General features: G+C 60.8%; 17 protein-coding genes and 1 pseudogene. All 18 read left to right on the top strand.

Annotation, left to right across the window (positions count from 1 at the left end; translation table 11 throughout):
• The first annotated feature begins 36 nt into the window (after positions 1–36).
• Positions 37–1,902, top strand: a complete 1,866-nt coding sequence (locus tag HMPREF2879_RS07205; protein WP_049345236.1) for a peptidoglycan D,D-transpeptidase FtsI family protein — start codon at positions 37–39, stop codon at positions 1,900–1,902.
• Positions 1,903–2,070: 168 nt separating this feature from the next.
• The gene (locus HMPREF2879_RS07210) at positions 2,071–3,816 is read left to right on the top strand and encodes a Mur ligase family protein (RefSeq protein WP_070635141.1); all 1,746 of its coding nucleotides are present in this window, start codon (positions 2,071–2,073) and stop codon (positions 3,814–3,816) included.
• Positions 3,809–5,428 carry a UDP-N-acetylmuramoyl-tripeptide--D-alanyl-D-alanine ligase gene (gene murF, locus HMPREF2879_RS07215; protein ID WP_070635142.1) on the top strand — a complete coding sequence of 540 codons (1,620 nt, stop codon included), beginning with the start codon at positions 3,809–3,811 and terminating at the stop codon, positions 5,426–5,428. Before HMPREF2879_RS07210 ends, murF begins: the two co-directional genes overlap by 8 nt.
• 6 nt (positions 5,429–5,434) lie before the next feature.
• On the top strand, positions 5,435–6,640 hold the full coding sequence (gene mraY, locus HMPREF2879_RS07220) for a phospho-N-acetylmuramoyl-pentapeptide-transferase (RefSeq protein ID WP_049353001.1): 1,206 nt from the start codon (positions 5,435–5,437) through the stop codon (positions 6,638–6,640).
• Positions 6,640–8,226, top strand: coding sequence for a UDP-N-acetylmuramoyl-L-alanine--D-glutamate ligase (murD, locus tag HMPREF2879_RS07225; RefSeq protein ID WP_070635143.1), 1,587 nt, complete (start codon positions 6,640–6,642; stop codon positions 8,224–8,226). Before mraY ends, murD begins: the two co-directional genes overlap by 1 nt.
• A gap of 149 nt (positions 8,227–8,375) precedes the next feature.
• Positions 8,376–10,547, top strand: coding sequence for a peptidoglycan glycosyltransferase FtsW (locus HMPREF2879_RS07230; protein ID WP_070635144.1), 2,172 nt, complete (start codon positions 8,376–8,378; stop codon positions 10,545–10,547).
• A 211-nt stretch (positions 10,548–10,758) separates the two neighbouring features.
• Positions 10,759–11,859, top strand: a complete 1,101-nt coding sequence (gene murG / locus HMPREF2879_RS07235) for an undecaprenyldiphospho-muramoylpentapeptide beta-N-acetylglucosaminyltransferase (RefSeq protein WP_049337569.1) — start codon at positions 10,759–10,761, stop codon at positions 11,857–11,859.
• Positions 11,859–13,358, top strand: a complete 1,500-nt coding sequence (gene murC / locus HMPREF2879_RS07240; RefSeq protein WP_070635145.1) for a UDP-N-acetylmuramate--L-alanine ligase — start codon at positions 11,859–11,861, stop codon at positions 13,356–13,358. The genes murG and murC overlap by 1 nt, the downstream gene beginning before the upstream one ends.
• Before the next feature lie 9 nt (positions 13,359–13,367).
• Positions 13,368–15,008, top strand: coding sequence for a cell division protein FtsQ/DivIB (locus HMPREF2879_RS07245; protein WP_246822932.1), 1,641 nt, complete (start codon positions 13,368–13,370; stop codon positions 15,006–15,008).
• 196 nt (positions 15,009–15,204) lie between these two features.
• Positions 15,205–16,386: a cell division protein FtsZ gene (gene ftsZ / locus HMPREF2879_RS07250; RefSeq protein WP_005506541.1), complete on the top strand. Its 1,182-nt coding sequence runs from the start codon at positions 15,205–15,207 to the stop codon at positions 16,384–16,386.
• Positions 16,387–16,535: 149 nt separating this feature from the next.
• The gene (locus tag HMPREF2879_RS07255; RefSeq protein WP_070635147.1) at positions 16,536–17,384 is read left to right on the top strand and encodes a purine nucleoside phosphorylase YfiH/LACC1 family protein; all 849 of its coding nucleotides are present in this window, start codon (positions 16,536–16,538) and stop codon (positions 17,382–17,384) included.
• Between the two features lie 36 nt (positions 17,385–17,420).
• Positions 17,421–18,254 (top strand): YggS family pyridoxal phosphate-dependent enzyme, encoded by an 834-nt coding sequence (locus tag HMPREF2879_RS07260; RefSeq protein WP_070635148.1) that lies wholly within the window; start codon positions 17,421–17,423, stop codon positions 18,252–18,254.
• A 792-nt stretch (positions 18,255–19,046) separates the two neighbouring features.
• A pseudogene (locus HMPREF2879_RS09555) lies at positions 19,047–19,355 on the top strand (cell division protein SepF); the annotation flags it as partial.
• A gap of 10 nt (positions 19,356–19,365) precedes the next feature.
• On the top strand, positions 19,366–19,665 hold the full coding sequence (locus HMPREF2879_RS07270; RefSeq protein ID WP_049360266.1) for a YggT family protein: 300 nt from the start codon (positions 19,366–19,368) through the stop codon (positions 19,663–19,665).
• 456 nt (positions 19,666–20,121) lie between these two features.
• A complete protein-coding gene (locus HMPREF2879_RS07275; protein ID WP_049360269.1) occupies positions 20,122–20,661 on the top strand; it encodes a DivIVA domain-containing protein in 540 nt (179 codons plus the stop codon).
• Positions 20,662–20,949: 288 nt separating this feature from the next.
• Entirely contained in the window at positions 20,950–21,597 is a 648-nt protein-coding gene (lspA, locus tag HMPREF2879_RS07280) for a signal peptidase II (RefSeq protein ID WP_141752165.1), read from the top strand.
• Positions 21,598–21,702: 105 nt separating this feature from the next.
• Entirely contained in the window at positions 21,703–22,689 is a 987-nt protein-coding gene (locus HMPREF2879_RS07285) for an RluA family pseudouridine synthase (protein ID WP_012903798.1), read from the top strand.
• Positions 22,690–22,767: 78 nt separating this feature from the next.
• The gene (dnaE, locus tag HMPREF2879_RS07290; protein ID WP_070635149.1) at positions 22,768–26,310 is read left to right on the top strand and encodes a DNA polymerase III subunit alpha; all 3,543 of its coding nucleotides are present in this window, start codon (positions 22,768–22,770) and stop codon (positions 26,308–26,310) included.
• The last annotated feature ends 14 nt before the right edge of the window (positions 26,311–26,324 follow it).

The raw sequence follows: 26,324 nt of genomic DNA on the forward strand, positions 1-26,324 counted from the left end.
ATCACCGATAGACTAGACCAGCGAAAGGACCACCGCATGAGCTCCGACGCGCGTAAGAACGCGAACGAATCGGCATCCGGTCAGCCGGATCTGACCCGCCGTGGCTTCGTCGCAGGCGCCGCAGCCACCTGCGCTCTGGGCGTTATCGGTGCGAACCTGTTTATCCGCCAGGGCTTTGACCCCGGTGCAGTGGCGAATGCGTCCCGTCAGAAGCGTTTGCGCTCCCAGGTGCTGCCTGCTGTGCGCGGTCAGATTCTCGATATCAACGGCAACGTCATGGCGCGTACTGTGCAGCGTTATAACCTGACTGCTGACCAGAGCGCCGTGGCGACCTTCAAACGCTACAACGAGGATCGCACCCAGAAGGTTGAGGTCACCCCCAACCAGCTGGTGTACGAGATGGTCGATATTCTCAAGACCGTTGACCCGGGCATTACCGACGAGTTCATCAAGTCCAAGCTGGACGGCACCTCAAAGTACTCGGTGATCAAAGCAAATATCACCCCGGAAATTTTCAATAAGATTGATGCCCTGGGTGCGCCCTTCATCTACGGTGAGGCGTTCTCTCAGCGCCTGTACCCCAACGGTAGTGTGGGCGGTTCCGTGGTCGGTAAGTACAACATTGTTGAAGAGGCAGACGGCAACGGTACGGGCGGTACGGTGTCCCGTAACTACTCCGTGGGCATTGAGCGTGTCTTTGAGAAGGAGCTTGCCGGTACCCCCGGTGAGCGCACCTACGAGATTAGCGCTGATGGCGTGCGTATCCCCGTAGCGAAGGAAGAGCAGCGCCTGGCGGTGGACGGTAAGAATATTCGCCTAACCATTAACCGTGATGTGCAGTATTTTGCGCAGCAGGTGGTGCGTGCCCGCGCCGAGGAGCTGAAAGCTGAATGGTGTACCGCCATTGTTATGGATGTGCGTGACGGCTCCATTTTGGCTCTTGCTGATTCCTCCACGATGGACCCGGGCGCGGCAACCATTGAGGACGCGGCGGACATGACCCCGCGCGCTATTTCGCAGAGCGTGGAGCCCGGTTCGACCGAGAAGATGCTAACTGCTTCGGCGCTGATTGAGCAGGGCCTGACGACTCCGACTAGTGTGTATGATGTGCCCGCGACCCTCACGATTGACGGCCAGACTTTCAAGGATGCGTTTGAGCACGGGGCGCAGCGGCGTACTTTCTCGGGCATTATTCATGACTCGATGAACACCGGTACGGTGCTGGTCGGTCAGAAGCTCAGCAAGGAAGAGCGCTACAACTGGTTGAAGAAGTACGGCGTCGGCGAGTTTACCGGCATTGAGCTGACCGGTGAGGAGCAGGGTATAATCGCTGATTGGCGTGATTGGGATGGCCGTCAGCAGTACACTGTGCTGTTCGGTCAGGGTGTTGCGCAGACTCCGCTGCAGACCGCCATGATTTTCCAGGCGCTGGGCAATAAGGGCGTTCGTCTGAAGCCGCGCATTGTGGACGCGATCATTGACGCCGACGGTACCGAACATAAGCGTGCCGTAGAGCCTGGCGAACGCATGGTCAGCGAGGAGACTGCCGCTTCCTGCCTGACTCTCATGGAGAATGTGGTGGAGCAAGGCCACGCCCGTCCGGCGAAGGTGACCGGCTACCGCGTGGGCGGTAAGACCGGTACTGCGGAAACTCCGAGTGAGAAGGGCGGCTACGACGGCAACACGACGTCCTTTATTGGTGTGGCGCCGATTGAGAACCCGCAGTTCTTGGTGGCGGTGACCATGCAGCGTCCTGAGGGTAGCGTGGGTGCGAACGGTACGACGGCTGAGTTCTCCAAGATTATGGAGAAGACCCTGCACACCTATAATGTGCCGCGTTCTACCGGTGAACCGGAGTTGATTCCGCTTTTTGCTGAGGATAGCCCCAATAAGACGAGCTAAAGGCGAGCGGGGGAGAGGTTCCCGGTAGCTGATTCGTGATGAAGAAGCCCCGGGACTGAACACCTGTCGAAGCCTAAAGCCCGTAGAATATTGAATGACCCTGTGTGCCTTGAGCGCATTGACCATACAGAGCTCACCGCTTCGGACAGCGGAGAGGAAAGAAGGACGATGGATACCGCATCTCACGCACCCGGCCAGAACCTGCTGGGCGGCGACGCTCAGACTCTGCGCCCGAATTCTGTGCGCCCGGTGAGTTTGGCGCACCTTCGCGAACATCTGCAGGGATTGGGTGCTCAGGTGAGTTCCCAGCTGGCTAGTGGCGTTCAGGGTTCTGAATCCGGTGATTCTGTTGAGGTTACCGGTATTAGCATGGACTCCCGAGGTGTTCGCCCGCAGGACCTGTACGTGGCTCTGCCCGGTGCGAAGGTGCACGGTGCGCAGTTTGCTGAGGCCGCGTTGAATCTGGGTGCTTCCGCTATTTTGACGGATGCTGCCGGTGCGCAGCTGCTGGGTGAGGCGCCGGTGTCTGTCCTGGTGACTGAGAACCTGCGCGAGTATGTCGGTCCGTTGGCTGCGCTGATTTATGGTTCGGCGTCGTTCCCCGCTACCCACCGTTACGCGGTGACCGGCACGAACGGTAAGACCACCTCCACCTATATGCTGGAGTCGGTGTTCCGCACCGGCCTGGGTGTGAAGACCGGTCTGATTGGCACGATTCAGATTCTGATTGATGGTGTGTCGGTTCCTTCGAAGATGACCACCCCGGAGTCTCCTCACGTGCATTCTCTGCTGACGATTATGGGTCAGCATCAGGTGCGTTGCGCCGCAATGGAGGTTTCCTCACACGCGATTGATTACCACCGTGTGGACGGCGTGAAGTACGCGGTTGCTGGCTTCACGAACCTGACTCAGGATCACCTGGATCTGCACGGCACCATGGAGCACTATTTCGACTCGAAGGCTCAGCTGTTCACCCCCGAACGTGCCGAGCTGGCTGTGATTACTGCTGATGACGAGTGGGGCGAGAACATGTTCTCCGCCGCTTGCGAGCAGATGGGTGCGCAGCAGGTGCACCGCCTGGTGACTGCGCGCGGTGCCGGTCTGGCTGAGGTACCCGCAGAGTTTGGTGCCCGCGACTGGGCTGTGGTGAAGGTTCAGCGTGAGGGCCTGGGCCACCGCTTCCACGTGGCTAACGGTGCCGGTGAGAGCGTTGAATGCTACACCGGTCTGCCCGCTGATTTTAACGTTTCGAATGCTGCGCTGGCGGCGCTCATGGCGTACCTGGACACTGACTCCGCTGAGCGTGAGCGTCTGTTGCCCGAGCTGGCGTCCGGTTCGGCTCTGACTCCGGTGGTGCCGGGTCGTATGCAGCTAATTTCTTTGGCTCCGCACGCGATTGTGGACTTTGCCCACAACCCTGACGGCCTGACCCGTGCCCTGGAGGCGATGGATCGCCCCGGCGACGGCAAGGTCATGATTGTTTTCGGTGCGACCGGTGAGCGTGACCAGCTCAAGCGCCCGATTATGGGTGCGATTGCGGCACAGTACGCAGATATTGTGGTTGTGACTGATGACGATCCGCACGGTGAGGCGCCCGAGCCGATTCGTGCCGCCGTTGAGGAGGGCGCGCAGAAGGCTGAGAACCGCCGAGCCACCCAGATCCTGAATATTTCTCCGCGTGCCGCCGCTATTGATGCGGCAATTGCCCTGGCGGGCGAGCATGACGCCATCCTGATTGCTGGCCGCGGCCACGAAACCGAACAGGATGTTGACGGCGTGGATATCGCCCTGGACGACCGCGTTGAAACCGCCCGTGCCCTGCGTGCGCACGGTTTCGAGATCCTGCCTGACTACCAGCGCATGCTCGATGAAAGTGACTCTAAGACCGCTGAAGGTATGGTGAAGAATGATTAAGCTCAGCGCCGCCCAGATTATTGAGGCAACCGGCGGCACCGCTATCGGCCTGGAGGGCCGTGAGGAGCAGGTGTACGCAGACTTCGCCACCACCGACTCCCGCGAGGTGCAGACCGGTACCCTGTTCGTGGCGAAGCCCGGTGCGGTCACTGACGGTCACAGGTTCATCCCCATGGCGTTTGAGCGGGGCGCGACCCTGGCGCTGGTCGAGCGCGAAGTACTCGACGAGCAGGGCGTGCCCTACCCGAGCATCCAGGTGCCCGATGTGGTGCTGGCGATGGGTGATTTGGCGCGCTACTCCATTGAACAGATGCGTGCTCAGGGTGAGCTGACCGTTATCGGTATTACCGGTTCTGCCGGTAAGACCACCACCAAGGACCTTCTTGCCGCCATTTTCACCCCGGAGGGCCCGACCGTTGCACCGGTCGGCTCCTACAACAGTGAGGTGGGCGTGCCCCTGACCGTTTTCCGTGCGGATGAGTCTACCCGCTACCTGGTCATTGAGATGGGGGCCGACCACGTGGGCAACATCGAGTACCTGGCGAATATTGCGCACCCCGATCACGGTGCAATCCTGAAGGTCGGTACCGCGCACGCTGGCGAGTTCGGCGGCGTGGACAATATTGAGCGCACTAAGGGCGAGCTGGCTGAGGGTGTTCAGCCGACCGGTTCCCTGGCGCTGAACGCTGACGATGAGCGCGTGCTACGCATGGCGTCGCGTTCGGTTGCCCCCATTACTTACTTCGGCGTGGGTGAGAAGACCGGCGCGAACGGTCAGCCCTACGAGCGTTACGTGGCGGCGCTGAATCTGCGCACCACCGACGCCGGTTGCCCCGAGTTCACTCTGCGCCTGCCTGACGGTAGCGAGTACGAGATTTCCTCGCAGCTGATTGGTGAGCACCACGTGCACAACCTGCTGGCTGCGGCGACTGTCGCCTACAACAGCGGTATTTCCGGTGAGAAGATTGCTCGCGCGCTCAATAAGGCAGCGGCGGCTTCGAAGTGGCGTATGGCGCGCACCGACCGTGCCGACGGCGTGACCGTCATTAACGACGCGTACAACGCGAACCCTGAGTCGATGGCGGCGGCACTGCGCACCCTGGCGCAGCTGGGCCGCACCGTTGACCCTGCGACTGGTCAGCCGCACCGCACCTGGGCTGTTCTGGGCGCCATGCTGGAGCTCGGTGACGCCTCCGTGGAGGAGCACGACCGCATCGGACGCCTCGTGGTGCGCATGAACATTTCCAAGCTGATTGCTGTGGGCGACGAGACGAAGCCCATCTACAATGCGGCTCACCTGGAAGGCTCCTGGGGTAACGAGGCGACCTGGGTGAAGACCCCGGAGGAGGCAGAGCAGATTCTGCGCGCTGAGGTTCGCCCCGGCGACATTGTGCTCTTCAAGTCCTCGAACGGCGCGAAGCTGGGCATTCTGGGTGACCAGGTTGCTTTCGCCGAGTACACTTTCGGCGCTGAGGAAGAGCAGGCACCGACCTGGCTTTCTGCCGGTGACTTTGTTGAAACCACCGATTTGAGCGACCACCTTGCCGCTCACCTGGACGGCGCCGCTAACGGCGACCGTACTTCGACCGAACAGACCACGAACGAAGGGTAGCGCTTTATGATTACCGTGCTGATTGCTGGAATCTTCGGATTCCTCATCTCCCTCACCGCGCTGCCGGTGTTCATCAAGAAGATGTCGGCCCTCAACCTTGGCCAGCTCATCCGTGAGGAAGGCCCGGCAGCCCACCAGCACAAGGCGGGCACCCCCACCATGGCGGGTCTGATCTTCATCCCCGCGGCGATTCTCGCCTACTTCTTGACCCTGGCGGTGAGCGCACTGCTCTTCGGAACCGCGCCGGTACCGACCGCTACCGCGTGGCTGACCATCGCCTTCACCCTGGGCATGCTCGGTGTGGGCGCGGCGGACGACATCATGAAGTTCCGCAATAAGGGCAACGAGGGCCTGACCGAGAAGCAGAAGACCATTGGTCTTCTGGGCGTGACCCTGCCCTTTGCGTACCTGGCGTTCCAGTTCCCGAATGAGTCGGGTGCTCGTCCGGCGTCGACCGCCATCTCTTTCGTACGTGACCTGCCCATTGACCTGTTCGCGGCGGGCGCGGTCTTCGGTTCCATCCTGCTGGTTGGTTGGATTACCCTCATCTCCCTGTCCGGTACGAACGCGGTGAACTTCACCGATGGTCTGGACGGCCTGGCTGGCGGCATCATGATGACCATCTTCTCCGGCTACCTGACCATCAGCATCTGGCAGTACGTACACGCCTGCTCCGCTGGCGCTGGCACCGCCTGCTACGATGTGCGCGACCCCGGTTCACTGGCGCTGATTGCCGCATCCCTGGTGGGTTCGCTGGCTGGCTTCCTCTGGTGGAACGTGTCGAAGGCACAGATCTTCATGGGCGACTCCGGTTCCCTGGCGCTCGGTGGCGCAATGGTTGCTTTCGCGCTGTTCACCCGCACCGAGCTGCTTCTGCTGGTCATCGCTCTGATTCCCGTGCTGGAAGTGTTCTCTGTGATTGTGCAGAAGTTCGTGTTCAAGACCAGCCGTAAGCGTTCGGTCGCAGCGGGGGAGAAGCCCCTGCACGCGCACCGTTACTTCCGTATGACCCCCTTCCACCACCACATGGAGAAGGTCGGCGTCAACGGCAAATACTCAATTGATAAGCGAGGCATTGCCCCCGGTACCGTCAGCAGCGGCGAAGTGAACTCCGTGTTCCGCCTCTGGGTTGTTAACGCCCTCTGCGTGCTCGTTGCCCTGGCGCTGTTCTTCGGTGACTGGTTCTCGCAGACTTCTGGAGTGATTCACTAATGTCAACTATTGAACAGCCGGATGCCGCTCGCATTGAAGCGAACGCCGCCGCTATTGCGGTGAACCCGGTGTATGAGAATGAGCGCCTCGCGGAGCTGACTCACTGGGGTGCCCCCTGGGGTAACCTGCGCGTGGTCGTGGTGGGCATGGGTACCAGCGGCGACGCCGTGACCGATGTGCTCGCCCAGCTGGGTGCACATATTGTTGTCATCGACGGGGCTGATACCCCGGAGAAGCGTGAACGCATTGACCTGTACGCTAACGCCTACGGCAATGTTGAGGGCCTGTTCGGTCCCGAGCACATGCGTGCACTGCCCCCGGTGGACGGTCAGGAACCCGAGCTTGTGGTGACCTCCCCGGGTGTGCGTCCCGACCACCCGGTCATGCTGGACGCGTATGAGCGTCGCATCCAGATTTGGGGCGATGTGGAGCTGGCGTGGCGCCTGAATGAGCGCAGCGACCGCCCGACCCCCAAGTGGCTGTGCCTAACCGGCACGAACGGCAAGACCACCACCGTGGGCATGGTCGATTCCATCCTGAAGGCTGCCGGTAAGAAGGCTATTCAGGTCGGTAATGTGGGCATGCCCATCGTGTACGCGATTGCCGACGATGAGCCCTACGAGTTCTTCGCGGTGGAGCTGTCGAGCTTCCAGCTGCACTGGACCTACTCGATGTCCCCGTACGCTTCGGTGGTTCTGAACATCGCTGAGGATCACGTGGACTGGCACGGCTCCTTCGACGGCTACAAGGCTGATAAGGCTCGCGTGTACGAGCACACTCAGGTTGCTTGCATCTTCAACACCGACCACGTAGACACCCTGCGCATGGTCGAGAACGCGGACGTCATTGAGGGCGCTCGCGCGATTGGTTTTAGCTCCACTGAGATGCCTGCCGTGTCTATGCTCGGCTTGGCTGAGGACATCATGGTGGACCGCGCCTTCTTGAAGAACCGTTACAACGAGGCGTACGAGCTGGCGGTTCTGGAGGATTTGGCTCCGGCACCCGGTAAGATGCCCGCGAAGCATACCGTGGAGAACGCTCTGGCGGCTGCGGCGCTGTGCCGTGCGGCTGATATTGACCCGAAGGCTGTGGGCGCTGGCCTGCGTTCCTTCAAGACCGGTGCGCACCGCAACCAGCTGGTGGGTTATGCGAACGACATCATGTGGGTGAACGATTCGAAGGCTACGAATCCTCACGCCGCGAATGCGTCGATGAGCGGTTACCCCTCGCTGGTGTGGATTGCCGGTGGTCTGTCGAAGGGCGTTGAGTACGATGAGCTGATTGCTGCTCACGCTCAGCGCCTGAAGGCTGTACTGATTATCGGTACTGATACTGCGGCGTTGAAGTCGGCGTTGGCTAACCACGCTCCGCAGGTTCCGACCTACAATATGACCGCCGCTGTGGCTGATTCTTCGGACGGCATTGCCGTGATGAACGCGGCCGTTGCGAAGGCTGCTGAGCTGGCGCATCCGGGCGATACCGTGCTGATGGCTCCCGCGTCTGCGTCGATGGACCAGTTCAAGAATTATGCGGTGCGCGGTGATGCGTTTGCGAACGCTGTTGCCGCCCAGCTGGCAGACTCTTAGGACGCTACCTGCAGGGGGCGTCTCGGGTGACCGGGGTGCTTTTTGCGGGTTCTTCTCGGGGGTGGGATGGTAATGGTGTCCCACCCCTGAACCTTTTTCGTGTAGTCGCCACGACGAATCCGTGGCAGTTGAGGCCTATAGGAGGGCATGTGAGTACCAGCGCATCTTCGGAGCGTTCGGCTTCTTCGGCGCGTTCGACCGCGAGTGGTCGTTGGGCGTCTTTGCGAGCCGGTTGGGAGGATTTCTCTGCGCCGTTCCGTGCTCGTGCCGATAGGCTGTACCGTCGTGGTTTGAAGGCTGACCTGTGGGATGTGCCGGTGATGCTGCTGATCACCACCTTGGGTCTGGCTATTTTTGGCTGCATTATGGTGCTGTCGGCCTCGAGCGTCACCATGATTTCTCAGGGCCAGTCGCCGTTCTCGCAGGTTTCGTCGCAGGTCATGTTCTTGGTTCTTGGCGTGATTGCGATGGCGGGTATTACGCGCATCCCGGTGGGTGTCTACCACAAGAAGTTTGTGGTGAACGCGATGCTGATTGCCGCGTTGGTCATGCAGCTTGCTGTGGTGGTCGTTGGCGTTGAGGTGAACGGTAACCGTAACTGGTTGAAATTCCCCGGCGGCGTGCAGATTCAGCCGTCGGAGTTTTCGAAGCTGGCGATTATTATGTGGCTGGCATGGGTGTACAGCCGCCACGGCGATATTTCTCGCAGTATTTGGCGTACTCTGTTCCCCTCGATTTATGGTGTGGGTGCCCTGGTGCTGCTGATTATGCTCGGCGGTGATATGGGTACCGCCATGGTGTACGGCTTCATCTTTGTGGGCATGATGTGGCTGGCGGGCGCTTCTCGTAGCTCGCTGCTGAAGATTGGCGGCGCGTTTGCGGCGTTGGCGCTGGTGGGCGTTCTCAGTAGCGCGAACCGTGTGGCTCGTATTTTCGGTGTTTGGGGCTCGTGCACGAACGCTAACTGTGACCAGGCGAATTCTGGTGAGGTGGCGCTGACGACCGGCGGCTTCTTGGGTGTTGGCCTGGGCCAGTCGCGTCAGAAGTACAACTACTTGGCTGAGGCGCATAACGACTATATTTTCGCCATTATTGGTGAGGAGCTGGGCCTGCTGGGTACGCTGGCGGTTCTGCTGCTGTATGCGGGCCTGGTGTATTGTGCGGTGCGTATTATGCTGCGCACTACTGACCCGCTGGTGCGTTTGGCTACGGGCGGCATCATGATTTGGCTGACTTCTCAGGCGATTATCAATATGGGCATGGTGTCCCGTATTTTGCCGGTGATTGGTGTGCCTCTGCCGTTTGTCTCCTATGGTGGTTCGTCGCTGTTGTCTTCGTTGTTTGCGGCGGGTTTGTTGTTGGCGTTTGCGCGGCAGACTCCGTTGCGTGGCGCGACGGCACCGTCGAATATTGAGACTCAGAGCGTGCGTGAGGTTCGTCGTGCGAATGCTGATTGGCAGCGTCGTACGCCGTTGCAGATTGTGCTGAATCAGGAGGAGGCAGCTCGTGCGGCTGCCGGTGGCCACCTGATGAAGGAACATAATCCTTTGAAGGTTGTTTTCGGTCCGGAGAGTACGTTGCGCCGCTGGTTGGGTTTTGCGCCGGATCAGCAGCGTGAGTTGTCTCGTATAGCTCGTGAGCAGCGGAAGGAGCAGGAGCGCCAGGCTCGGGAGCAGGCTCGTCGCGAGGAGGAACAGGCTCGCCGGGAGGCGGCGCAGGCTCGAGAAGAGGCGCGTCGTGCTCGCGAGGAGGCGCGTCTGGCTCGTGAGGAAGCTGCCCGTGTGAAGGCGGAGCAGAAGGCCTCGCAGAAGCCTGCACCGAAGAAGGCAGCTCCGCAGAAGGCTCCCGCTCAGCCGCGTACCGGTCAGCAGTCGCGTGTTGCTGACGGACAGCCTGCGCAGAAGCGGACTGCTCAGGGTAAGCCCGCTCAGGCTCGTCCCGCTCAGAAAGCTACCGCTGCGAAGCCCGCGGCTCCGAAGCAAGCTGTACAGCAGCGCGCCGCTCAGCCCCGTACCGCTCAGAAACCTGCTGCTCAGAAGCGAGTGCAACAGCCTCGTGCTGCTCAGCCCCGTAGCGCACAGCACCGTCCGTCGGGCTCGCTACCTGCGGGTCTGCAGCCGTTGCATCCTGAGGACCGTCAGCGTCGTGCCCAGCGACAGGGTAATCCTCGACAGGGCGCTCAACGTCAGGCAGCGCCGCGACAGGGCACTCAGGCAAAGGGTACTCAGGCCAAGGGTGCTCCGAAGAACAGCGCTCAGCAGCGTCCGGCTCAGGGCGCGGCTCGGAACTCGGCTCAGCGCGGCACCCGCAAGCAGAGCTAAACCCAGCGGAACCCACCCCGTACAGTCGGCATCGTGAGAGCTAGCGTTCGGGGGAGCGGGGCTGTGGATTGCGCTGCCGCCGGTGATGAATATGCGCTGAATAAGAGATAACGCCCTCGCCGTTGAGTCCTAGCTCAACGGCGGGGGCGCTCTGTTGAACAGGCGCTATAGCGTAAAATGATGCTGTACCGATGTGTTGGGAGAAAGACCTATGACGAAGAAGGCGCCCTCTATAGTCTTCGCCGGTGGTGGTACCGCCGGTCATATTAATCCGATGCTCGCGATTGCGCGTGCGATTCGTGACCTTGAGCCGAACGCTAAGATCCTGATGCTGGGCACCGCCGACAAGATGGAAGCCGAGCTGGTTCCGGCAGCTGGTTTCGATATTGAGTTCATCCCTCGTGCGGCGTTCCCCCGTAGCATTAACCGTGCCGCTTTCGCTTTCCCCGCTAAGTTCTTTGGTGGCCTGTCGAAGACCCGCCGCATCCTCAAGGATGTAGATGCGGATGTGGTCGTTGGCGTGGGTGGCTATGTGTGCCCGCCGGCGTATTTGTCTGCGTTGAGCGCTAAGATTCCCGTGGTGATTCATGAGGCGAATGCGAAGCCCGGTTTGGCGAACCGCCTGGGTGGTACGTTCGCGAAGTTCACCGGCGTGGCGTTCCCTAATACTCCTTTCCCGCGTGCAACCCTGGTGGGCATGCCGATGAAGGATGAAATTGCATACCTGAACCGTGAGGCGCATCGTTCGAAGGCTCGCCGTAACCTGGGTCTGGACCCGCAGAAGCCGACCGTGATTGTGACCGGTGGTTCGCTGGGTGCGCAGAGCCTGAACAATGCGGTGGCGGCGTGCCGTGATCACTTTGCGGAGTGGGACTTCCAGATTCTGCATATTACCGGTAAGGGTAAGGCTGTTCTGGATAAGAATGGTGAGCCGTTGAGCGCGCCGAATTACCGTCAGATTGAGTTCAGCAATGGCATGCAGGATGTGTACGCTGCCGCTGATCTTCTGCTGGTGCGTTCGGGCGCGGCGACCGTCAGTGAGGTTGCTGCGGTGGGTGTTCCCGCGATTTTTGTGCCGCTTCCCATTGGTAATGGTGAGCAGGCTCTGAATGCTCGTTCTCTGGTGGAGGCGTCTGCGGCTCTGCTGGTGAAGGATGCAGAGGTCACCGGTGAGTGGTTTGCCCGTGAAATTCCGGCTCTTATGGCGAACCCGGAGGAGCTGGAGCGTATGGGCGCTGCGGCGTATGAACTTGGTATCCGTGACGCGGCGCGCGTTATGGCTGAAGCAGTATTGAAGGCAGCTGAGAAGTAATGACTGAATTGATGAATCTTGAGATGGTGTTGCCTGCACCGCTGAACCCGCCGTTCCCTGAGCGTGCGAAGATGAGCGAGTTGGGCCGTGTACACTTCATCGGTATTGGTGGCGCGGGTATGAGCGCTATTGCCGCTCTGATGCTGCAGGCTGGCGTGACGGTGAGCGGTTCGGATCGTGCCGAGTCGGCTACTGTTGAGTCTTTGCGTGCTGCGGGTGCTCGTGTGGGTGTTCCTCAGCAGGCTGAGAATATTGTGGATGTTGATACCGTGGTGATTTCTACTGCGATTCGTGAGGATAACCCGGAGCTTGTTGCCGCTCGTGCGCAGGGTCTGCGTGTGCTGCACCGTTCTGAGGCGCTTGCCGCTGTGATGGGTGAGTCTCAGGTGGTTGCTGTTGCCGGTACTCACGGTAAGAGCACGACCAGCTCGATGATTTCTGTGATGTTTGATCAGCTGGGTGCTGACCCGTCGTTTGCGGTGGGCACCGTGATTGCTGGTCGCGGCACGAACGCTCACCTGGGTGCTCAGGGTCCGGAGTCGATTTTTGTGGCTGAGGCTGATGAGTCGGACGGCTCGTTTGTGCGTTACCGCCCGGCTATTGCTGTGGTGACGAATGTTGAGCCGGACCACCTGGACTTCTATGAGACGGATGAGCGTGTCTTTGAGGCTTTCAACCGTTTTGTGGGTTCGCTGGCGCCTAACGGTGTTGTGGTGACCTGTGCTGATGATGCGGGCGCGGCTGATTTGGCGGCTCGTTCTCGTGCGGCGGGTGTGCCCGTGGTGACTTACGGTGAATCGGCGGATGCAGACCTGCGCATTAGTGAGATCACCAGCGCTGGTTCTTCCTCGTCGTCGCACCTGTCGTGGTCTTTTGAGTGCCACGGTGTGCGTTATGAGGGTGAGCAGGATCTTGCGCTGAAGGTGCCCGGTATTCATAACCAGTTGAACGCTTCGGCTGCTTTTGCATCGGCGTTGATCTCTGGTTACGAGGCTGCCGATATTGCTCGCGCGCTGGCTGAGTTTGTGGGCGCTGACCGCCGCTTCACCCTCCGTGGTGAGGTTGCGGGCGTGAAGGTCTTTGATGACTATGCGCACCACCCGACCGAGGTGTTCCGTGCTCTGGAGACCGGCCGTACCGTGGCTGATGGCCACAACCTGTACGTGATTTTCCAGCCGCACCTGTTCTCTCGTACTCGAGAGTTCGCGAAGGAGTTCGCGCAGGCTCTGTCGATGGCTGACCGTGCTCATGTGCTGGATATTTACCCGGCTCGTGAGCTGCCGATTGAGGGCGTGACCAGTGAGCTGATTACCGGTGCTGGTTTCTCTGAGGTTCGTTACGCTACCGCTGAGGACGCTATTGAGGATATTGTGACCTGCGCTCAGGATGGCGATATCGTGATGACCGTTGGCGCTGGCGATGTGACCGCTTTGGGTGCGCGTCTGCTGGAGTCCCTGGAGGTCCGTCACGGTGGCGAGTCGAAGAAGTCGGAGGCTTAGGCTGTGCCGATGAGTTCTGGTCTCTCTTCGGAGGGGCATTCCTCCTCGCGCGCGCCGAAGGCTCCGCGTTCGCGTGCTCGTTTGCGCGCCCAGCAGGTAGCTGAGAATGCGCAGGTTGAGGCTAAGAAATCTAAGCCTGTGCAGGCTGAATCTGCGCAGTCTCAGCTGACTCAGCCGCAGGCCACCCAGCCTCAGGTTGTGAAGAGCGCAGAAGCTACTGGGACTGCAAAGCCCTCGGAAGCTATGAAGTCTGCGGACGCCGTGAAGCCTGTCGAGGCTGCATCCTCGGAGGCTTCTGCCCAGTCTGCCGCTACTCAGCCTTCGAGCTCTGTTCGCCACATGCCGCGTAAGCCGGTGGTGCATAAGTCGCACAGCCAGAACGGTGCTGATTCTTCGGCGTCCAAGAGCGCTGCGGCGGTTCATTCTTCGGCGCAGTCTTTGAAGGATTCGGTGCGTTCTGCGCTGATGACCGGTCGTACCGTGTCTGAGGTTGAGCACGCGCCTGAGCTGTTTGATGTTGAGGCGTTTGAGGATTCTTCGTCGAAGACTTCATCCGCCAAGGGCGCCTCTGCTCAGACTGTATCCTCGCAGTCGGTGAAGAGCGCAGAAAAGGAAGTAGCCGATCAGAAGGCTGCTCAGAAGAGTTCTGACAAGAAGTCTTCTGCCGATTCTGCTGAATCTCGCGAAGAGTCTGCCGCTCAGAACGCTGAAGAAAGCGCCGATAAGGCGGGGGAGAAGGCTACTGAAGAGCCTCGCCCCGCGAGCCGTTTTGGTCGTTGGCGTGCAGAGCGTGAGCAGCAGCGTGCCGCGGAGATTGAGAAGGAGCGCGAGCGTGCGAGCCGTCAGGCTCACCGTGAGCGTCTGCGTCAGGATCCGGGCCTGGACGGTCTGCGTGCTGAGGAACGCCCCCGTAAGGAGCGTGCGCCTCTGACTCGTGCCCGTAAGCTGCTGTACACTGCCTCGGCACTGGCTATTATCGCGGTGCTGTATGTGGTGCTGGTCTTCTTCTCGCCCCTGTTGGCGACTCAGAAGATCACGGTGCGCGGCGCGTCCCTGCTGGAAACCACCCAGGTGGAGCAGAAGCTGGAGCCTCTGCGCGGCGTTCCGCTCACTCGCATCGATGAGAAGAAGGTGCGTGAGCTGCTCGGGCAGGATAATGTGATTCGTAGCGTGCAGGTGGAGAGCCGTCCGCCGCATGAGCTGGTGGTGACTCTGAAGGAGCGTACCGCGGTTGCGGTTGTGAAGCAGGGCGATACGTACCATACTGTTGATAGCGATGGTGTGAGCCTTCTGGAGTCGGCAACTCAGCCCGATACATCGGTGCCGCTGGTTCGTTTCAGCGGTGATGACCCGCAGACTTCGGCTGAGTTCCACACTATTTCTACCGCGCTTTCGGCAATGCCCTCTGAACTTCTAGCTCAGGTTAAGGAAGCCAGCGCTACGTCAACCTCAAGTATCACTCTAACCTTGAGGGATAATACTACGGTGCAGTGGGGAACCGCTGAAGAGAGCGAGTTGAAGGCTAAGGTCCTGCTCTCCCTGCGCCAGGCTATTGCTAAGCGTGCCCAGGAGGAGACCTCCTCCGAGGCACAGACGCAGAAGGTGACCGTCTATGACGTGTCTGCCCCGCGCGTACCGGTGACCCGTTAGGGGAACCATTCAGGCGCTTTATCCTCCCTTTTTGTGTGAAATCCGCAAAAAGAGGGGGTAATTGCGCTGTGTGACTAGGAACCGACAAAAACAGTTTGGTATCCTAGCAGATAAAGTCATTCTTTAGAGGAAACCTTCAGGCTTAGATTAAGCTGCGGGTCTTCCGAAGCTGGAACACGGAACAATCGAGGAATACATGGACGCTGGAACTCCCCAGAACTACTTGGCAGTCATCAAGGTCGTTGGTATCGGCGGCGGTGGCGTCAACGCAGTCAACCGCATGATTGAGGTTGGTCTGCGCGGCGTTGAGTTCATTGCTATCAACACTGACGCTCAGGCTCTGCTGATGTCCGATGCAGACGTTAAGCTGGACGTTGGTCGTGAGCTGACCCGCGGTCTTGGCGCGGGCGCAAACCCCGAGGTTGGCCGTCAGGCAGCCGAGGATCACGCGCAGGAAATTGAGGAAGTCCTCAAGGGCGCAGACATGGTCTTTGTGACCGCAGGTGAGGGTGGTGGCACCGGTACCGGTGGCGCACCCGTCGTGGCACGTATTGCCCGCTCCCTCGGCGCTCTGACCATTGGTGTGGTGACCCGCCCCTTCACCTTCGAAGGCCGTCGCCGCTCCAACCAGGCTGAGACCGGTATCGCGGCTCTGCGCGATGAGGTTGATACCCTGATCGTTATTCCGAACGACCGACTGCTGTCGATTTCGGACCGTAACGTCTCCATGCTGGACGCATTCAAGTCCGCTGACCAGGTTCTGCTCTCCGGTGTGCAGGGCATTACCGACCTGATCACCACCCCCGGCCTGATCAACCTTGACTTCGCTGACGTTAAGTCCGTCATGCAGGGTGCAGGTTCGGCTCTGATGGGTATCGGTTCGGCATCCGGTGAGGACCGCGCAGTGAAGGCAGCTGAGCTGGCTATCGCTTCGCCGCTGCTGGAAGCATCCATCGACGGTGCGCACGGCGTTCTGCTGTCCATTCAGGGTGGCTCCGATTTGGGTCTGTTCGAGATCAACGAGGCTGCACGCCTGGTTCAGGAAGTTGCTCACCCCGACGCAAACATCATCTTCGGTGCGGTTATTGACGACGCACTGGGCGATGAGGCTCGCGTGACCGTGATTGCTGCTGGCTTCGACGCAGTAAACCCGGAGACCAACTCCAACGCTTCCACTGCTGCGGCTACTCAGGCTCAGCGCACCCAGGCATCCTTCGGCGGCTCCACCGCTCCGGCTGCTAACGGCTACGGCTACAACGCACCCGCTGCTGCTCCGGCTTCCACCGGCGCTGCTGGCTTCGACGTTGACCTTCCCCCGGTTGTAGAGGAAGCTCCGGCTCGCCGCGACACCCTGGATGTCCCTGACTTCCTGAAGTAGTCTGCCCGGCTGTGAACGCATAGGCGTTGCACGGCTGAGAGTCTTATGAAGCTATAGGGGAGCTGAGAAACACGCACATTGTGCTGTTCTCGGCTCCCCTTTGCTATACCCGCCGTTATACCTGCTGACATCTGATGAAGGAATAGAAGATGAGCGATAACCCCAAAACTTCGCTGCTTGCCTCTGCCGATACCCGCACCCTGGGCCCCTGGCGTGTGCGGGTGGGCTTTACCTCCCGCGCGGCGGGCAACCTGGGCCTGCACGTGGACGATGAGCTCGGCGGCGGCATGGACGCCTCCCTGGTGCGCACCCTCAACCACCGTGCCGCCCTGGAGGAGGCGCTGGGTACCGACCCGTTCTTCTACCTGAACCAGGTGCACGGTGTGCAGATTGCCTACCCGGAAGACTACGCGGTGGAATCCTACGCGCCCGGTGCACCCGAGGAGCGTACCGCTGAGCGTGCCCGCGCGGTGCTGGAGAACTCCCCGGTCGCCGATGCGGCGATTAGCAGTGAGGGCGTGCCCCTGGCGATTATGGTGGCGGACTGCATTCCCGTGGTGCTGGTGGGTGAGCGGGTCGCGAACTGGCAACCAATCCTGGCGGTGGCTCACGCTGGCCGCCGCGGCCTGCTTGATGGCGTGCTTCAGCAGACTGTGCAGCGGATGCGTCAGCTCGGCGCGGAGAAAATTACCGCCTGGCTGGGTCCGAGTATTTGCGGTAGCTGCTACGAGGTGCCCGAGGCGATGCGCACCGAGTCCACCGAACTGATTCCGCAGGTGCATTCGGTGACCAGCCAGCAGACCCCCGGCCTGGATCTGCCCGCCGGTGCCCGCGCCGTGCTGGAGGAGGCGGGCGTGCAGGTGAGCATGGACTGTGCGCAGTGCACGTTTGAGGAGCCCGAGGTGTATTCGCATCGCGGGTTCACGAACCGCGGTGAGAAGCCAGGCCGTATTGCGGGTCTGGTGTGGATTGAGAAGGCGGCAGAGCCCGCCGCCTAGAGCTGCTAAAGATAGAAAGCCGCTGAAGGAGAGAAGATGTCTGAAATGAACGTAGAAGAGAACCTGCAGTACACTCCCGAACGCGCCGAGCAGCTGCTGCAGAACTACCGCCGCGTGCTTGAGCGTATCCGCACTGCGGAGCAGGACCACAGCGCTGTGCGTACCGAGGCGAGCGCCCCGGTGCAGCTGGTGACGGTCACGAAGTTCTTCCCCGCCTCCGACGCGGCGGCACTGCTGGATGGGGGAGTGACCCTCTTCGGTGAGAACCGCGACCAGGAGGCGAGCGGGAAGGCTCGTGAGCTTGCCGCCTACTGCGCCCAGCGTGAGGTGCAGCCCCCGCATTGGGCGTTTATCGGTCAGCTGCAGACGAACAAGGCGAAGTCTGTGGTCAAGTACGCCTCCAGCGTGCATTCGGTGGACCGCCCCTCCCTGGCGGACGCGCTGGCGAAGGCGTACGCAAACCAGCTGGCACGCTTCGAGGCGGGGGAGGCGCCCGCACCCGCGGCGGCGGAGCATGGTGCGCTGACCTGCCTGGTGCAGGTGTCCCTGGCGGAGGTTGCGACGGCTGGGCACGCCGCTGAAGGCGCGCGCGGTGGTACGAGCGCCTCCGAGCTGCTGGAGCTGGTGGAACGCATCGAGAACCACGAGCATCTGCGTTGTGGCGGCGTGATGGCGGTGGCGCCGCTGGGCATGAACCCGGATGAAGCATTTGAGAAGCTCTACGGGCTGGCATCGCTGGTGCGTGAGCAGGTGCCGCATGCGACCGAGATTTCCGCCGGCATGAGCGGGGATTTGGAAGCTGCGGTGCGTTGGGGCTCGACCTGTGTGCGCGTGGGTAGCGACATCATGGGTAAGCGCCCGGCGCTCTAGCCTCGCCTAAGCTACGCGCCGTGCGTTGTCTCTTCGAGCTCTGGACTGCTTTCGGTGCGGACCGGCGGCATAATCATCGGTGCCCTTGACCGCCTGCGCGGGGTGGGCGCTGGTAATATATACATGCCGGTGCATGGCGTACCGTTACGCACACACCTTCTGATGACGCACTACGGCAGAACCTGTACACCACCAACGTGAAAGAACAGCGAGAGAATCATGGCGAAACAAAGCCGTCTGGCGGGTTTCCTCGGCCTGGAACGATACCAGGGCGCTGAGACGACGCCGGAAGAATCCCCGCAGGCTGTGCAGGCTGACTCCCGCCGGGAGGCAAACGCCTCCGCAGGGCAGGCTGCTACAGCGCAGAAGACCGAAAGCTCTCACAGGCTTTCAGCACTGCCCGGTTCGGCACAGTACAGCGTTGCCGAGTCGCAGAGCGAAACCTACCACCTGCAGGACGAACCCGCCTATACTGAACAGGAAGAGTACCTGCAGGCTGATAGCTACGATGACGGTACAGAAACCGAGTATCTGGACGCAGAAGAATCTGCCGACGGACGAGCAACCGTAGATGCAGCGGCATACGCCACCGCTCATACACCTGAAACCACAGCTGACCTGGCAGAAACCGAGCAGACTTGGGACGACGCCAGCGCAGACAATTGGGAGGACACCCCGGTGCCGAATACCGAATACACCGAGCAGTACGCCGAGACGTACTCCAACGACGGCTACTACGACCAGGGCTACGAGCCCGAAGAAACCAACGGATACACCTACGGTTACGAGGAAGAAGAGGACGAATTGCGTCGCATCACCACTATCCACCCCCGCTCCTACAATGACGCAAAGATCATTGGTGAGGCATTCCGCGAGAACATCCCCGTGATTATGAACGTGGAAGAAATGCCTGACGCAGACGCAAAGCGCCTGGTGGACTTCGCATCCGGTCTGGCATTCGCACTGGAGGGCCGCATTGAGCGCGTCACCGCTAAGGTGTTCCTGCTGACCCCCTCCAACCTGGAGGTTCTGGGTGTGGCTAACTCCGAGGTTCCCGCCGGCTTTGAGACCGACGGCGAATTCCCCTTCGACCAGGGCTAAGGACTGATAGATGGGTTATATTTTCGCCCTCATTACGATCGTTGTCTACGTTCTCTACATTGCGATGCTGCTGCGCATGCTCTTTGACTGGGTGCGCATGTTCGCTCCGGAGTGGCGACCCAAGGGCATTGTGTTGCTCTTCGCCAGCGGTGTGTATGCGGTGACTGACTGGCCGATGAACCAGCTGCGCCGCCTGATCCCGCCAGTTCGTGTGGGTAACGTTGCGTTGGACACCGGCTTCCTGATTCTGATTGTTCTGTTGTCTTTGCTGCTGAGCGTCATGATGCGGATGACCGCGGCCTTCTCGTAAGCGCGTACTCCGCTAAGAGGCGACAGCTGACGAGCACAAACGATAGACCCCCGCCTGCCTGACCCGTTCACGGGTTGAGTGCAGAGCGGGGGTTTTCTGTGCCTGTGTTTTGCGCCTGTGTTCTACCTGGGGGATCGTCAAAATGTCTTCTCGACAACCTTCTCAAAATGCGCCGCAGGGCAGAAAATACAAGGGGGACAAGCGGGGACTAGGGAGGATATTAGACGTGGTGAATCCCACCCTTGCGCAGAGCGAATATTTTACGGTTCAACCGATATAAAACCCGGTGCAGAACCCAAAGAATAGTAGAATTGGTGCCAACGACTGCATCGCGGTATAGCCGTGCCCTGAGCCATCGGGACCCTGAATTATTGGGACCACGAGCTATCTGGCTGGTGAATCCGCGGCACTCAACTTCATCACCAAACCCCGTAGGGATACCTAGAGGAGAAGCCCATGGCAATCACCCCTGAAGACCTAATCACTAAGAGCTTCAAGATCGTGACCGAAGAGGCCGGTTACGACCGCAACGAGGTCGACGACTTCCTGGACGAGCTCGTTGTCGAACTGCGCGCACTCTACTCCGAGCGTGACGCTCTGGAGCGTCAGGTTGAGCAGCTCTCTGCAAACGCACCCGATTCCCCCGCAGCGGCTGTAGCACCCGCACAGTCCTCCGCGGCACCGGCTGCACCTCAGGATGCGGCGGCACTGCTCGCCATGGCACAGAAGGTTCACGACGAATACGTGGCACAGGGCGAGAAGGCTAAGGCTGAACTGATCGAAGAGGCTGAGAAGAAGGCTGACGCTATGGTGAGCGAAGCTCAGCAGCAGCGCGAAGAGGTTCTCTCTCGCCTCACCGACGAGAAGGAAGAGCTGGAGATCGCTGTTGAGGCTCTGCGCGGCTTCGAGAGCCGCTACCGCTCCAAGCTGCTGCAGCACCTGGACGCACAGGTTCAGGAGCTCAAGAACCTCAAGTCCATCGAGGCTTCCGCATAAATCAGTTCGCTTGAATGAGCTAACGACGCTTTGAGGCGTATGCCGCCCGGATTCTTTCTCTTCCACCGCTATTCACCGGGGAAGATGGAGAGAACCGGGCGGTATTCTCATACCTGCTCCGCCCGGCTTGAGAACACAGGATGAGAAGCGGGGGAGAGCACCCGCCACATCACCGCCGAATACTCGATGCACTACCCCGATTTGCTAAGCTAGAGGGGCACTATCGAACGGTACCGCACCAGGTTTGCGTTCGGGCGCGTAGCAACCGGCACAGACTAGAGGAGAGCTATGACCAACACCCCCAAGACTGCTGAATCCTCAGTCGCACAGGCTAGCGATAACGCTGCCGAAAACACCACCGAAGAAGCTACTGGACGCCGCGTGCGCATCCTTTCGGCTCGCTCCGCGGGGATTCTCGCGCTCGTGCTCGCCGCCGTCGTGTTCGTAATCGACCAGGGCACCAAATACCTGGTCGTTACCCAGATGCAGTTGGGGGAACGCATCACCGTCATTGACGGGCTTCTGTGGTGGTACTCGATCCGTAACTCCGGCGCCGCATTCAGCATGGGTGAGAACGTCACCTGGGTCTTCACCCTCGTCATGGTTGCCGCCGCGGCCGTGGTGTTCTACCTGCTGCGCCGCACCCGCGCCCTGTCCTGGACCCTCGCGCTGGGCGGTCTGCTCGGCGGTATCTGCGGCAACCTTTTCGACCGTCTCTTCCGTGAGCCCGGCTTCGGTTCCGGTCACGTGGTTGACTTTATTTCCGTACCGAACTTCGCGATTTTCAATATTGCAGATTCTGCAATCTGCGTGTGCATGGCGTTCATCGTGCTGCTGAACTTCAAGGGTCTGAACCTCAACGGCACCCGCGTGCAGGCGCCCGCTGACGAAACCCCGGCTGACGATAAGAGCACCGACGAAAAGAGCGCCAAGTAGCTCCCCGCCCCGGCTGCATCGCCGTTACACGTGCCTATAGCCGTTCTCACACAGACGACCCCTCACACAGAAAACCTAAGCAAACACCACCCGAAGGAGAGCCGCATGAGCGAAACCACCAACGCCGCCGAAGAATCGGCACGCATCCGCGCCGAATTCACCGTTGAAGGCGCGCTCGCCGGTATGCGCCTGGACGCCGCGCTCGCCGGTGCCCTCGATGCGCCGCGCACCCGCACCTCCGGGTGGATTCTTGACGGCCACGTGACCGTGACCAACAACGGCAAGGCCGTGAAGATTGGCAAGTCCTACAAGCTTTCCGCAGGCGATGAGGTCGTCGTGGACGCATCCGCACCGCGCGATCTGGCGGACATCCGCCCCGAAAAGGTGGACGGCTTCCGCATCGTGCACCTGGACGAGGACATCGTTGTGGTGGATAAGCCCGCAGGCGTGGCGGCGCACCCCTCACCCGGCTGGCACGGCCCCACCGTTATCTCCGCGCTCATGGGCGAGGGCATCTCGGTTGCTACCTCCGGCGCGGCAGAACGCCAGGGCATTGTGCACCGCCTGGACGTGGGCACCAGCGGCCTGATGGTCGTAGCCCGCAGCGAACGCGCCTACACCGAGCTCAAGCGAGCCTTCAAGGAACGCACCGTGGACAAGGTCTACCACACGCTCGTACAGGGCCTGCCCGACCCGCTGCGCGGCACCATCGACGCGCCCATCGGTCGCCACCCCGGCAACGAGTGGAAGTTCGCCGTGGTTGAGGACGGCCGCAACTCCATCACCCACTACGATGTGCTCGAAGCCTTCGGCCCCGCATCCCTGGTGGAGGTGCACCTGGAAACCGGACGCACCCACCAGATTCGTGTGCACTTCTCCGCGCTGCGCCACCCCTGCTGCGGCGACCTGACCTACGGCGCCGACCCGCGCTTTAGCGCCGAACTGGGGCTGACCCGCCAGTGGCTGCACGCGCACCGCCTGGGCTTCGACCACCCCGGCACCGGCGAGCGCGTAACCTTCACCAGCGAGTACCCGCTCGACCTGTCCTACGCGCTGACCGCTCTGCGCGAGGGCAAGGTTCAGCTCAGCTAGCTATAGCCACCCGCGGGCCGCCGCACACAGCTTCACATTCACCGCCCATCCTCCAGCCCACACCTCCAGGAGATTCCCGTGGCAACCAAAGAATTTACGCACCTGCACGTGCACACCGAGTACTCCATGCTCGACGGTGCCGCGCGCCTGGGTGACCTGTTCACCCACGCTAAAGAACTCGGCATGAAGTCCATGGCGACCAGTGACCACGGCTTCCTCTTTGGTGCCTTCGACTTCTGGCGCCAGGCTAAAGCGCACGACATCAAGCCCATCATTGGTGTGGAGGCGTACCTGACCCCCGGCACGCACCGCACCGACCGTTCGCGTGTGCGCTGGGGCGATGGCTCCCGCGATGACGTTTCCGGTGGTGGCGCGTACACCCACATGACCATGTGGGCTGAAACCACCGAGGGCATGCACAACCTGTTCCGCGCCTCCTCGATTGCGTCGCTGGAAGGTCAGCTGTACAAGCCCCGTATGGACCGTGAGGTGCTGCAGACCTACTCGAAGGGTCTAATTGCCACCACCGGCTGCCCCTCCGGTGAGGTTCAGACGCGCCTGCGCCTGGGCCAGTTCGACGAGGCAGTCCAGGCGGCGAGCGAATTCCGCGATATTTTCGGCAAGGACAACTTCTACTGCGAGGTCATGGACCACGGCCTGGACATTGAACGCAACGTCCAGGAGGATCTGCACCGCCTCGCCAAGAAGCTGAACCTGCCCTTCGTCGCCACCAACGACCTGCACTACACCCGCCAGGAAGACCACACCGCCCACGCGGCGCTGCTGTGCGTGCAGTCCGGCTCGACCCTCACTGACCCCAAGCGCTTCAAATTCGACGCGGATAACTTCTACCTGCGCTCGGCTGAAGAAATGTACGCCCTGTTCGGCGACATTCCCGGCGCGTGCGAGAACACCCTCGAAATCGCTGAACGCTGCAACGTGGAGTTCAATACCAAGGCGAACTACATGCCGAACTTCCCCGTGCCCGAGGGCGAAAACGAGGAATCTTGGTTCGTGAAGGAGGTCGAGAAGGGCCTGCACTACCGCTTCCCGCAGGGTGTTCCCGACACCGTGCGCAAGCAGGCAGAGTACGAGGTGGGGGTTATTACCTCTATGGGCTTCCCCGGCTACTTCCTCGTGGTCGCCGACTTCATCAACTGGGCAAAGCGCAACGGCATCCGCGTGGGTCCGGGCCGTGGCTCCGGTGCAGGCTCCATGGTCGCGTACGCGATGCGTATTACCGACCTGAACCCGCTCGACCACGACCTGATCTTCGAGCGATTCCTCAACCCCGACCGCGTCTCCATGCCCGACTTCGATGTGGACTTTGACGATCGTCGCCGCGGCGAAGTCATCGACTACGTGACCGAAAAGTACGGTGAAGAGAAGGTCGCGCAGATCGTCACCTTCGGCACCATTAAGGCGAAGCAGGCGCTCAAGGATGCCTCCCGCGTGATGGACCAGCCGTACTCGGTCGGCGAGCGCCTCACCAAGGCGATGCCGCCGGACGTCATGGGTAAGAACATCGCCCTGGCGAACGTGTACAACGAAGAGGATAAGCGTTACGCCGAGGCGGCAGATTTGCGCGCCCTCATCGAGGACCCGGTCGATAAGATTTACGGCCAGGTGTTCGAAACCGCGAAGGGCCTGGAGGGTCTGAAGCGTCAGTGGGGCGTGCACGCTGCAGGCGTGATTATGTCCAGCAAGGACCTCGTGGACGTGATCCCCGTGATGCGCCGCGAGGCCGACGGCCAGGTCATCACCCAGTTCGATTACCCTACCTGTGAGGGCCTGGGCCTGATCAAGATGGACTTCTTGGGTCTGCGTAACCTCACCATCATCTCTGATGCGGTGGAGAACATTAAGGCTAACCGAGGCATCGACCTGGACCTTGAATCTCTCTCACTGGACGACCCGGAATCGTACCGTCTGCTGGCGCGCGGCGATACCCTCGGCGTGTTCCAGCTCGATGGCGGCCCGATGCGCTCGTTGCTCAAGCTCATGGAGCCTGAGGAGTTCGAGCACATTTCGGCAGTGTTGGCGCTGTACCGTCCGGGCCCGATGGGTGCGAACTCGCATACCAACTACGCTCTGCGTAAGAACGGTAAGCAGGAGATCGAGCCGATTCACCCCGAGCTGGAAGAGCCGCTGAAGGATATTCTGGACACCACCTACGGCCTTATTGTGTATCAGGAGCAGGTTATGGCGATTGCCCAGAAGGTCGCGAACTACACTCTGGGTGAGGCAGACCTGCTGCGCCGTGCGATGGGTAAGAAGAAGAAGGCGGAGCTGGATAAGCAGTACGCTACCTTCCACGACGGCATGATTTCTAACGGCTACTCTGAGGGCGCTATTAAGGCGCTCTGGGATATTCTGCTGCCGTTCTCTGACTACGCGTTCAACAAGGCGCACACGGCTGCGTACGGTCTGGTGTCGTACTGGACGGCGTACCTGAAGGCGCATTACCCGCAGGAGTACATGGCTGCACTGCTGACCAGCGTGGGCGATAACAAGGACAAGCTCGCGCTGTACCTGAATGAATGTCGCGCCATGGGCATTACCGTGCTCGCGCCGGATGTGAACGAGTCCACCCTGACCTTCGCCCCTGTCGGTGACGATATCCGCTTCGGTATGGGCGCGATCCGTAACGTGGGCGCGAACGTGGTCGAAGGCATGATTGCCGCCCGCGAGGAGAAGGGCCGCTACGAGTCCTTCAACGACTTCCTGAAGAAGGTGCCGCTGCAGGTGTGCAATAAGCGCACCATCGAGTCGCTCATTAAGGCGGGCGCTTTCGACGACCTGGGCCACACCCGCCGTTCGCTGTCCCTCATTCACGAGGCGGCAGTGGACGCGGCCGTGGCGGTCAAACGTAAGGAAGCGGCGGGTCAGTTCGACCTCTTCGGCTCCCTCGGAATGGATGACGCCCTGGGTGATGAGCTGACCGTGACCATCCCCGACGTGCCCGAGTGGGACCGCCGTGAGAAGCTGAACTTTGAGCGTGACATGCTGGGCCTGTACGTTTCGGACCACCCGCTGCGCGGACTGGAGCGTGCGCTCTCGGATGCCGCAAGCCATTCGGTACACGACATCATCGGTGAAGACTCGCACGTGCGCGACGGCGAAACCGTTACCATTGCGGGTATGCTCACCGGCGTTTCGCGTCGTATCGCCAAGTCCAGCGGTAACCAGTACGCCTCCGTGGAGCTGGAAGACCCCTCGGGCGCAACCATTACGGTCATGTTCTTCTCCCGCGCCTACGAGACGATGGGCGCCGCCCTGGCGGACGACCTCATCTGCTCGATTCGTGGCCGCGTGCAGCGCCGCGACGACGGTAGTGTGAACATGAGCGCGCAGGAACTGCAGATCCTGGAAATCAGCGATGACGGCCGCGCCGCACCCATCACTATCGTGGTACCCGAGTACCTGGTGACCGAGGCGAACCTGAAGGATCTGAAGGAGACCCTGCGCGACCACAAGGGCACCGCGGATGTGCGCATGCTCGTGCGTACCCGCGATAAGGAGCAGCTGGTGCTTCTGGATGCGAGCGTGCGCGTGGAACCGAACCCGAGCCTCTTCGGTGAAATCAAGACGATTTTCGGTCCGAGCTGCATTCGACGCTAACAACGCACGCTAAT

Source organism: Rothia sp. HMSC069C04 (genome assembly GCF_001812895.1).
Taxonomy (GTDB): Bacteria; Actinomycetota; Actinomycetes; order Actinomycetales; family Micrococcaceae; genus Rothia.

Coding starts and splice junctions, on each gene's coding strand:
- HMPREF2879_RS07260 (WP_070635148.1), top strand. CDS start 17,421: ATGTCTGAAATGAACGTAGAAGAGAACCTGCAGTACACTCCCGAACGC.
- lspA (WP_141752165.1), top strand. CDS start 20,950: ATGACCAACACCCCCAAGACTGCTGAATCCTCAGTCGCACAGGCTAGC.
- murG (WP_049337569.1), top strand. CDS start 10,759: ATGACGAAGAAGGCGCCCTCTATAGTCTTCGCCGGTGGTGGTACCGCC.
- HMPREF2879_RS07270 (WP_049360266.1), top strand. CDS start 19,366: ATGGGTTATATTTTCGCCCTCATTACGATCGTTGTCTACGTTCTCTAC.
- murD (WP_070635143.1), top strand. CDS start 6,640: ATGTCAACTATTGAACAGCCGGATGCCGCTCGCATTGAAGCGAACGCC.
- HMPREF2879_RS07275 (WP_049360269.1), top strand. CDS start 20,122: ATGGCAATCACCCCTGAAGACCTAATCACTAAGAGCTTCAAGATCGTG.
- HMPREF2879_RS07205 (WP_049345236.1), top strand. CDS start 37: ATGAGCTCCGACGCGCGTAAGAACGCGAACGAATCGGCATCCGGTCAG.
- HMPREF2879_RS07285 (WP_012903798.1), top strand. CDS start 21,703: ATGAGCGAAACCACCAACGCCGCCGAAGAATCGGCACGCATCCGCGCC.
- ftsZ (WP_005506541.1), top strand. CDS start 15,205: ATGGACGCTGGAACTCCCCAGAACTACTTGGCAGTCATCAAGGTCGTT.
- HMPREF2879_RS07245 (WP_246822932.1), top strand. CDS start 13,368: ATGAGTTCTGGTCTCTCTTCGGAGGGGCATTCCTCCTCGCGCGCGCCG.
- mraY (WP_049353001.1), top strand. CDS start 5,435: ATGATTACCGTGCTGATTGCTGGAATCTTCGGATTCCTCATCTCCCTC.
- HMPREF2879_RS07255 (WP_070635147.1), top strand. CDS start 16,536: ATGAGCGATAACCCCAAAACTTCGCTGCTTGCCTCTGCCGATACCCGC.
- murC (WP_070635145.1), top strand. CDS start 11,859: ATGACTGAATTGATGAATCTTGAGATGGTGTTGCCTGCACCGCTGAAC.
- murF (WP_070635142.1), top strand. CDS start 3,809: ATGATTAAGCTCAGCGCCGCCCAGATTATTGAGGCAACCGGCGGCACC.
- HMPREF2879_RS07210 (WP_070635141.1), top strand. CDS start 2,071: ATGGATACCGCATCTCACGCACCCGGCCAGAACCTGCTGGGCGGCGAC.